The organism is Kitasatospora sp. NPDC017646 (genome assembly GCF_044329365.1).
GTDB lineage: Bacteria > Actinomycetota > Actinomycetes > Streptomycetales > Streptomycetaceae > Kitasatospora.
In genome coordinates, this window is the sequence record NZ_JBIRJC010000023.1 from 92,948 (window position 1) to 102,680 (window position 9,733).

8 protein-coding genes are annotated in these 9,733 nt (G+C 71.9%); 5 read left to right on the forward strand and 3 right to left on the reverse strand.

The window, feature by feature from the left end:
- Positions 1 to 52: 52 nt before the first annotated feature.
- The gene (locus ACH4J0_RS29465; protein ID WP_396243660.1) at positions 53 to 808 is read right to left on the reverse strand and encodes a S1 family peptidase; all 756 of its coding nucleotides are present in this window, start codon (positions 806 to 808) and stop codon (positions 53 to 55) included.
- A gap of 172 nt (positions 809 to 980) precedes the next feature.
- On the opposite strand from ACH4J0_RS29465, the gene ACH4J0_RS29470 reads away from it, so the two are divergent.
- Positions 981 to 1,427, forward strand: a complete 447-nt coding sequence (locus tag ACH4J0_RS29470) for a DUF4360 domain-containing protein (RefSeq protein ID WP_396243661.1) — start codon at positions 981 to 983, stop codon at positions 1,425 to 1,427.
- A gap of 943 nt (positions 1,428 to 2,370) precedes the next feature.
- Here ACH4J0_RS29470 and ACH4J0_RS29475 read toward each other — a convergent pair.
- Positions 2,371 to 3,228 carry an ABC transporter permease gene (locus ACH4J0_RS29475; RefSeq protein WP_396243662.1) on the reverse strand — a complete coding sequence of 286 codons (858 nt, stop codon included), beginning with the start codon at positions 3,226 to 3,228 and terminating at the stop codon, positions 2,371 to 2,373.
- Positions 3,225 to 4,145 (reverse strand): ABC transporter ATP-binding protein, encoded by a 921-nt coding sequence (locus ACH4J0_RS29480; RefSeq protein WP_396243663.1) that lies wholly within the window; start codon positions 4,143 to 4,145, stop codon positions 3,225 to 3,227. The genes ACH4J0_RS29475 and ACH4J0_RS29480 overlap by 4 nt, the downstream gene beginning before the upstream one ends.
- A gap of 133 nt (positions 4,146 to 4,278) precedes the next feature.
- Between ACH4J0_RS29480 and ACH4J0_RS29485 the strand changes: the two genes are divergently transcribed.
- The 4 genes from ACH4J0_RS29485 (at position 4,279) to ACH4J0_RS29500 (ending at position 9,354) form a co-directional block, all read left to right on the forward strand.
- A complete protein-coding gene (locus tag ACH4J0_RS29485) occupies positions 4,279 to 5,577 on the forward strand; it encodes a sensor histidine kinase (RefSeq protein WP_396243664.1) in 1,299 nt (432 codons plus the stop codon).
- The gene (locus tag ACH4J0_RS29490; protein WP_396243665.1) at positions 5,574 to 6,290 is read left to right on the forward strand and encodes a response regulator; all 717 of its coding nucleotides are present in this window, start codon (positions 5,574 to 5,576) and stop codon (positions 6,288 to 6,290) included. The genes ACH4J0_RS29485 and ACH4J0_RS29490 overlap by 4 nt, the downstream gene beginning before the upstream one ends.
- A 735-nt stretch (positions 6,291 to 7,025) precedes the next feature.
- Complete coding sequence (locus ACH4J0_RS29495) at positions 7,026 to 8,774, forward strand: SpoIIE family protein phosphatase (protein ID WP_396243666.1); 1,749 nt, start codon at positions 7,026 to 7,028, stop codon at positions 8,772 to 8,774.
- A gap of 145 nt (positions 8,775 to 8,919) precedes the next feature.
- On the forward strand, positions 8,920 to 9,354 hold the full coding sequence (locus tag ACH4J0_RS29500; protein ID WP_396243667.1) for a hypothetical protein: 435 nt from the start codon (positions 8,920 to 8,922) through the stop codon (positions 9,352 to 9,354).
- The last annotated feature ends 379 nt before the right edge of the window (positions 9,355 to 9,733 follow it).

Sequence of the window (9,733 nt, forward strand, 5' to 3'; positions counted from 1 at the left end):
CGACGGCGCCCCGGCCACCGGCGGCCCGGCGTGACCGTCCGGTCCGGGCGGTTCAGTTCAGTAGGTCGGCGGGGACGTCGGTGGCGCGGGTGAAGACGGAGACCGGGTACTGGGTGTCGCAGTACTTGTTCCCGGTCGACACCATGCCGATCACGACCCCGTTCACCACCAGCGGGCCGCCGGAGTCGCCCTTGCAGATGCTGTCGGTGCGGCCGGGCCCGGGCAGGCCGCAGACCTTGACGCGCGGTGAGTCGGCGGGATCGGTGTAGGGCTCGCAGCCGGCCAGCGGTGAGAGCGTCAGCACGGCCTCCTTGAGACGGGTGCCCGGTCCGTCCGTGCCGGTGCGGCCGTAGCCGTAGACGGTGGCCGGGCCGCCGAGCCGGTACAGGCCCTCGTCGCCCTGCCGCGCCACCCGGGCCGGGCGCTGCGGCAGCGGGCGGTCCAGGGTGAGGACGGCGGAGTCGTGGTCCAGGCCCGCGGTGTAGCGGGGGTCGACCTTGACGCTCTTCACCCGTCGGACCTGCCCGGCGGAGGTGGTCAGGTCGGTCCGCCCGGCGATCACCCGCAGGGTGGTCGGGTCGTCCGCCTCGGCGACGCAGTGGCCGGCGGTGAGCACCTTGGTGGGCGCGATCAGGGCGCCGGTGCACCACTGCTCGCCGGACGCGGTCTCCAACGCCACCACGAACGGGTGGGCCCCGGTGGTGGTGGCGGCGCCGCCGTGCACGGCGGCGGCCGGCGCGGCGGTGGCCGCCACCAGGCCGGCGGCGGTGAACAGCATGGCCATGTGGCGTCGCTTCGGCTTGCGCATCGGATGGGCTCGCATTCTCGGTCGGGGTGTTGTCGGGACGTCGGCTGTCGGTACGTCAGCGCACCGTCTGCCGTCTGCCATCTGCCGGTCACAGAATCGGTCGGGGCACGTCCGGGCCACAAGCCGTGACGGGAAGTCCGGGATGCTGGAACGTGAAAAGGTGCTCTGACCTGTGGTTTCGGGTACGGCCTGGAACGCCTGGCCGGGACGGGAACGCCGACGGCGGCCGCGCCGCGCCCGGCACGACCCCGACGCGCCCACCGACTTCCGGAAGGACTGTCAGCTCGACCTGACCCTGCACGTCCCTGGTGGCTGCACCTACGCGATCGTGTCCGCCGGCTACAGCGGCTTCGCGTCACCGGCGCCGGGTGCCTCCGACACCCAGCGGGCCGGCCACCACTTCCAGGGCGACGCCCGCACGACCGACTCGACCCATCACTTCAAGGGCGGATTCACCGGCGGCGGACGACCGGCACCGTGGACGTCGCCGTCACCTTTCTCTGGGGCAGATCGGTGTTGCACGGCGAGACCAGGCGAATCGGCGCAGCTCAAGGGCATTGCCGAGGACGCTATCGGGTGCAACAGGTGTGAGGTGTTGCGCTATCCCTCGCCGGAGTGATGCCGTCGGCCGAACTCGGCGTCGGATCGCATCGCGCTTCTTGACCCCGAAGTCCTCTTTCTCTGCCGGGCGGGAAGCCGCCGGAGGTGAGGAACACCTGCAGCACACTGGCGGGCATCCACGGCACGCGCGGGTACCGATCGACGTCGCCACGGGCGGGGTACCAGACGCAGACGCTGCCATCAGTCGGCGGAATTGGCCGGGGCCGGCGCCGGGATCGGGGTGGGAGGCGTCGACCAGGTGCAGCGCCACCGTGCCCACCCGGTGCGGGCCGGTGGGCTCCGGCAGCGTGACCCGCGCCGGGGTCACGCCGGTCGAGGCCGACGTGCCCTGGGCGGCCCAGGCGGGGCCTGCGGCGGGGAGCGGCACGGCGGCCCCGACCGCGAGCGCGGCGCCCAGCATGCGACGGCGCGTCATCTCGTTGCGGCTTGTGAACGGCATGGCGGTCACGGACCCTCCCTGGGTCTCTTGGACCGAATCGGGCTGTGCCCCGCGCTCGGGTAGCTGATCCGGCCCGCCAAATTCTTGATCTCCGGATGTCGGCGATCTTGTGATGAGGGCACAGAACCTCGCTCTAGCTGGCACGGGTGGCGCGAGGCGTCCCAGCGCGCGAATGCCTGGCGGGGTCGTCGTAGGAGGCCGACCAGGTCGCTCCCGTCGGCCGGTTGGTGGCTACTGACCGCCTGCCGTCTCGACCTTGGTGATCAGCAGCTTCAGCCGTGCGGTCTCCTTGGCGGGTGCGGCGTGCCCAGCCCAGGTCAGCGTGATCCGGTGCGGCTACCCGGCCGGCGTATCCTTCCCCGCCGAGACCGGTCCAGCCGTGGAGATGGTGGTGCGACTGACGCCCTGCGGCCGGGCCACGGGCGGCGACCGACGTCGTTTGCCGCGGCTGGATCCGGCGGGTCGGCGGGCCGCTGTCGGTGCACTCGTCAGCTGTGGGCTTTCACTGGTCCCGCTTCGGCACGGTGGCTATCGCCAGCACCACCGCGAGCGCCGTCCAGACCGCGTAGACCGTCCAGGCGCCGCCCAGCGTGGAGGGGTAGGGGGTGCCGGTCTCCTTTGCCGACAGCAGCAGCCGGGCCCACGCGTTGAACGGCAGCGCGTTGTCGATGACCGCGCCCCAGTGCGTGTTGTCGTGGACGAAGGACGGGATGATGAACAGCAGGACGAACTGCGTGACCATGGTCGTGACACTGTGCCGGATCACCGCGCCCAGCCCGAGGCCGACCAGCGCGCCGATCGGCGCGAGCAGCGCGGAGGCCGTCACGAGTCGCAAGGCGCCGGGATGACCGATCGAGACGCCGCCGTACTTCCCGGCCAGGATCGCCTCGTCCAACCAGAAGGACACGGTCACCACGAACACGCCGAATCCGGCCGCCACCCCAGTGACCGTCAGCACCTTGGCGGCGATCACCTCCCGCCGGGCCGGCGCCGCGGCGAACGTGGTCCGCAGCAGGCCGGTGGTCTGCTCGCTGAGGATCGCGATCGCTCCCACCGCCCCCATGGCCAACAGGACCAAGGACGCGCACGGCCGGGTGAACGCGTCGTGCAACGCCCCGACCCTGGCGTAGTAGGCCTGTTGGTCGACCGTCCAGGACTCCCATTCGGAGCGGGAGGTCCGCGCACCGTTGGCGTTCAGACCAATGATGGCCACCGCGCTGATCAGCAGGAACCAGGGGATCGAGCGCAGGGACCACAACTTGATCCACTCGGCCGCCAGCAGGTCGGTGAACCTGGCCGGTGGGCTGTCGGGTGCCTGGCGGGTGCTCGTCGCGGGATGGGTTTCCGTCCGGGTGCTCACGCTCGTTCTCCTGCCGCGTATGCCGCGTATTCGACGCTGGCGCCGGTCAGCTCCATGAAGGCCTGCTCCAACGAGCCGGTCCTGGTGGACAGTTCGTGGACGAGGACACCACGCGCGGCGGCGATCCCCGCGATCGCGACCGCGTCGAGGCCGGTCACCGTCAGCAGGCCGTCCGGGGCCTGGACCACCTGCGCGCCCTCGGCGGTCAGAGCGGCCACCAGCGCGGCCGGATCATCAGCCCTGACCTCGACGGTGTTGCGCGAGCCACGGGCGGCGAACTCGGCCACGGTCTCGTCCGCGAGCAACTCGCCGCGCCCGACCACGATGAGACGGTCGGCGGTGTGCTCCATCTCGGTCATCAGATGGCTGCTCACGAAGACCGTGCGGCCCTCGCCGGCCAGGCGTTGAAACAGGCCCCGGACGAACAGCACACCCTCGGGATCAAGGCCGTTCAGTGGCTCGTCGAACATCAGAACCGGCGGATCACCCAGGAGCGCCCCGGCGATGCCCAGACGCTGGCGCATGCCCAGCGAGAAGCCGCCGATCCGCCGCTCGGCGGCGGCGGCGAGGCCGACCTCCCGCAGAACCTCGCCCACCCGGCTGCTCGGGATCGCGTTGCTGCGAGCCAGGAAACGCAGGTGGTCGCGGGCAGTGCGGCCGCCGTGCACGTCACCGGCGTCGAGCAGCGCCCCGACCTGGCGCAGAGCCCGCCGCAGGCCGCGGCAGTCGCGGCCTGCGACGGTCGCGGTCCCGCTGGTCGGGGCGTGCAGTCCGAGGATCATGCGCAGGGTCGTGCTCTTGCCCGCGCCGTTGGGGCCGAGGAAGCCGGTGACGTGGCCGGACCGAACGGTGAAGGACAGATCGTTGACGGCGGTGACGCGGCCGTAGCGCTTGGTGAGATGACTGACTTCGATCACGGGGACCACGGTGCCGCTCACCGGCATCGGCGCACATCTGCCCACGGTGGACAACCACCTGATGCGCAGTCAACCCCGGGATGACATCCGTGGATGACTGTGCCGTCGGAAGGTCGCTCGCTACGCTCGCGACATGAAGCTCACCCGGGTGCCGCCCAAGTACCTCTCGCGCGTGTCGCCCGGCACCTGGATGGTGCTGCTCTGGTTCGCGGTCACGGCATACACGATCTTCGAGCAGATGCAGACCCGGAACGGGCTCTCCGTGCTCACGCTGAACTTCGGCAACCAGATGAGTGAGATCGTCGCGGTGCTGGCCGTGCTCGCCGCCGGCCGCCGCCGACGCCGCCCCCTGACGGCCCTGTGCCTGCTGCTGCTCGGGACCGTCTCGTCGGTCATGGCGATGGCCGTCGCGGACATCCCCCTGCTGCAGTACCTCGTGGTCGACGTCGCGCTCTGCTACCTGGCGGCGACCCAGCCGGCCCGGACCTCGGTCACGGCCGGCGCGCTCGCGCTCGGAACCCTGCTGGGCTACTCGGGCTTCCGCGCCCTGTCCGGCATGGTCGACCACGGCAGCACCACAGTGACCGCGGCCCTGGCCACGGTGATCGCCTGGCTGATCGGACACGCGGTGTGGCAGAGCCACGGGCATGCCGAGGCGCTGCGCGCGCAGGCGACGGAGCAGGCGATCATCTCGGAGCGGCTACGCATCGCCCGGGAACTGCACGACATGGTCGCGCACAACATCGGGATCGTGGCACTGCAGGCCGGCGCCGCCCGCCGGGTCTTCGACACCCAGCCGACGCGGGCCCGCGCCGCCCTCGGGGAGGTCGAGACGGCCGGACGGGAGACGCTGGCCGGCCTGCGACGGCTTCTGGGAGCACTGCGCGAGGCCGACGGGAACGCCACCGACCAGGCCGAGCAGTCGGCCCCGGTGCCCGGCCTCGACGACGTCGCCCGACTCGCCACGACCACGACCGCGGCAGGGGTACGGGTGGACGTGGTGTGGTCCGGCCCGCGCCGCCGGCTGCCGCCCGAGATCGAGCTGTCGGCCTACCGGATCCTCCAGGAAGCGGTGACCAACGTGGTACGGCACGCCCAGGAACGCTCGTGCCAGGTGACGATCGAGTTCCACCCGGCGGAGCTGGCCGTCAGCGTGGTCAACGCCGGCCCAGAGCCCGCCTCACCGAGCACACGGGGCGCGTACGCAGACCACGACGCACACGGTTTCCAACCCCCCGGGCAGGGATACGGCATCGTCGGAATGCGGGAGCGGATCAGCCTGCTGCACGGCGAATTCTCCGCCGGGCCACGCCCCGACGGCGGCTTCCGGGTCGTCGCGCGGCTGCCCCTACCGCAGGAGGCGATACCGGCAGCCGCGCGGCCCGACATCCACCACTCCGCCGCGCCCATTGAACTGGAGCACACCCGATGACGCCGCCCCCTGCCACCACCACACCGGTCCGCGTCCTGCTCGCCGACGACCAGCCGCTGGTACGTGCCTCCCTCGACATGATCATCACCGACGCACCGGACCTCACGGTGGTCGGCGAGGCCGGCACCGGCACGGAGGCCGTCCGCCTGGCCACCGAACTGCGGCCCGACATCGTCGTCATGGACATCCGGATGCCCGGCATGGACGGCATCGAAGCCACCCGGATCATCACCGAGGGCACCCCGGACGCCGCAGACGTCCCGCGCATCCTCGTCCTGACCACCTTCGACCAGGACGAACACGTCTACGGCGCGCTGCGCGCCGGCGCCTCCGGCTTCCTCGTCAAGGACATGGAGCTGGACGACATCCTCGCCGCGATCCGCGTCGTCGCCGCCGGCAACGCCCTGATCGCCCCGACGGTCACCCGGCGCCTGATCGCGCACTTCGCGCGCCAACAGCCCTCGTCATCCCCAGCCCCGGAGCCGGCGAACGCACCCGGCCCGGCCAGGCCCGCCGCGATCACCGACCGCGAGCGCGAGATCCTCACGCTCGTCGGACTCGGCCGCTCCAATGCCGAGATCGCCGCGGAACTCTCCATCACCGCCGCGACTGCCAAGACCTACATCTCCCGCCTGCTCACCAAGCTGGGCGCGCGGGACCGCGCGCAGCTGGTGATCATCGCCTACGAGTCAGGGCTGGTCGGACGCGGCTAGCGTCCACGACGGCCGGCCCGTGTGCGAGTGCTTCGGGCACGGGCCCGCGGTCGATGTTCTCGGGGAGGCCATGACGGGGTGGTGTGGGGGCGCCTGCCTGCGCGGTAACCGGCCACCTGGACACCGAGGAAGGCGACGATGAACCTGCTCGACCTGGCGCCCAGCCCTGCCAGTGAACTGAGCCTGAACCCCCGGTCAGTCGATGCGAACACGTCGGGCAAGCCGGCGCCGGAGACGGTCAGTGCGTGGCGGCCCCGATCCTCCTCCGGGGAAACGGCGACACCCGCCGAAGCGGCGGTGCGCATGGTCACGCGAGGGAGGGGCACACGACCGGTACCACAAGGACCCCGGGGGCGGGGCCTGCCGAGGCTGGGAGAGCGGCGTTGAACGAGACGTTGAACGAGACGACTTCTGTGACCACCACCGGCACGGGCTGATCCGTTCCCGGTCTTCCCGGACGGCGTCCCGTTGCTCGGGCGCGGCCCTGCCGACAGGGCCGCGCCCGAGCGGTGCCCGGACCGGGCCGGACCGGGGCCGGTCCTGATCCCGCAACCGTCGCCGGGCCCACCGCGTGCGTGCCACCATGCGGTGGGCCCGACGCGAGCCCGGAGGCCGCCGGGGCCGGTTCCCGGGAGGATCCCCCGGGTCGGATCCCGGGGTGGGCGCACGGGGAAGGGAAGCATCGGGACGGCACCTGCGGCACCCATGGATATTCGATCTTCAGGAGGCGAGGACATGACGGACGCGGAGACTGCTGCGGCCGGGCGCAGTCAGCTGGTGGGGGTTCCCGACGCCCGGCTCACCGACGCGCTGAACGCCATCGGTGCCGGCGCCTACCTGGTCGACGAGCAGGGGCGCATCGTCGCCGCCAACGTCCACGCCGAGCACCTGTTGGACCGGCCCGCCGCCGACCTGATCGGCCAGGACGCCCACGAACTGCTGCACCGGGGGCCCCAGGGCCAGCCACTGCCCGCCAGCCGGTGCAGCATGCGGCAGGCGTTCCACGCCGGGCACCCGGCACAGGCCGGGGAGGACCACTTCGCACGCCGTGACGGCTCCGTGCTGCGCGTCTCCTGGCTGGTCGCCCCCTACACCGGCGGCTGCCCCGGGCCCCACACGCTCGTGATCTTCCACGCGCCCGAGCAGGCGCGGAGCACCGGCCCGGATCGGGAGCAGTCCGCCGAGCGCTTGAGCGAGCTGGAACGCCTGGCCCTGCTGGCCGAGACCACGACCCAGCTGACCTCCACCTTCGACGTCGACGAGGCACTGCGCCGACTGGTGGCCCTGGTCGTGCCCCGGCTGGCGGACTGGGCCGTCATCGACCTGATCGCCGAACGCGACGAGGTGTGGCGCACCGCCGTGGTCCAGGCCGACGGCCACACCCTCGTGTGGCACGACGACCTACAGGGACCCATGCCGCCGATTCCCGAGGAATCCCCGATGCCCCTGTCCCGGGCCCTGCGGGGCGTCGCCTCCACCCTGGCGGGGCCCGAGACCTACCAGGGCCCCCCGGATTCCGGGATAGCGGTGGAGCAGCGCCGCCTGTTCGAGGCCACCGGCATCCGCTCCGCGGCCATCGCACCGCTGCGCGGCACGCGGGAAGTCCTGGGAGCCCTCACCCTGGGCCGCGCCCGGAAAGCCGGCGCCTTCACCGTCGCCGACCTTCCGCTGGTGGAGGACATCGCGCGCCGCGCCGGTGTCGCCCTGGACAACGCCCGTCTCTACCAGCGCCAGCGCAAGGTCGCCGAGACCATGCAGAACCACCTGCTGCCCCAGATGCCGCAGGTGCCCGGCCTGCAGATGACCGTCCGCTACCTGCCCGCCCCCGACGCCTCACAGGTCGGCGGCGACTGGTACGACGCCTTCACCCTGTCGGACGGCGACACCGCCCTGGCCATCGGCGACGTCCTCGGCCACGACCTGGAGGCCGCCGCCGGTATGGCCCAGCTGCGCAACATGCTCCGCGCCCTGGCGTGGTCCCAGCAGCAGCCCCCAAGCCGGATCGTCGAGCGCCTGGACGAGGTGATCATGCCGATCACCGACGTCGCCATGGCCACCCTCGTCCTCGCCCGGATCACCCGGACGGACGACGGCCAATGGCAGCTGACCTGGACGAACGCGGGCCACCCCCCGCCCCTGTTCATCTCCCGGGACGGCCTGGCCGACTACCTCACCGACGGCCACGGGCTCCTGCTCGGCACCGGAGTGCACAGGCCCCGCCCCGACGCCACCGTCCTGCTGCCGCCCGGATCCACCCTGCTGCTGTACACCGACGGCCTCATCGAAACGCGAGGCCGAACCCTGGACGACGGCCTCAACCGGCTCCGGCAGCACGCGGCCGCCCTCGCCCATCGCCCCCTGCCGTCCTTCACGGACCAGCTGCTGCGCCGCGTCCAGCCGTCCGGCATCGACGACGTCGCCCTCCTCGCCGTGCGAACGCCGCCTCAGGTGACCGACTCCGGAGCCGTCGACCAGGGAGCGTGAAGGCGCGCGGCCGGCACACCAGTGGGGTGGTGCCCGGCCGCGCACACCTCCGGGGCATCGCCGGGGCATCGCCGGACCAGCGGCCTCGGGAGACCCGGTCCTCCCGCCGCACGCCCTCCGCACCGGCTCTGAAAAGATCTCCGCCGTGACGAGCAACGTCCGCCGCGCGGCGGGAACCAAGACCTTCTCCGATGCCCTGCTCTCCCTGGTCGGCATCCGTCGGGCGAGTACGGCGAAGGACCTGGCCGACCTCCAGGCCGGCACCACTCTTCAGGTGTTCTGCTCGAGCTCGACGCTGGGCACGGTCAAGATGCTGTCGGTCGGTAAGGGACGCACCGTTCCGCACATGGCGGCCGGCGACCTGTACCTCACCGCTGACCAGGTCTCGTGGCGGAACCGGCGCACCGGCGAGAGCGTCACCCTGCGGGGCCCCTTCGCCCTGTCGCCGTCGGAACGGAAGACCCCTCACCCGAAGATGGACCGTCTCGACCTCGTGGCGGGCGACGAGCAACACGTGATCGTGATACCCAAGGCCGACATCGCCTTGGTCACCCAGGTCCTGGGGGCGGCCCACCGGTGAGGCACGCACGCCTCGATCGCGGCCGTCCGGTGTCGACTCAGCGTGATGGCTGGCGGGCCGGTCGGTGACGATGCCGGGGGCAGGCTGGTGAGTGCGCTCACATGCTAATGAGGTGTACGACGGCGGATAGTGATGTCCGTTTTGCACCGTTTTGAGGCTGCCTGGCTCGTGATCGAGAGGCGTTCGTGCAGGTCCGCGGGGGGTTACCGGGAATCGCGCCTTCGCGGTGGCGCCCCGCCGTCGGATCGGTGCCGGCCTTGTCGGCTACGACTGCGGATCGTAAGGAGGGGGTCTTGGCGGCGGGGGTTTCGGTCTGGCAGCTTGGCATTCGTCGTCAGTCGCACCGGCTCCTGTCCCGCCGGATGCGGCTAGCCGCCGA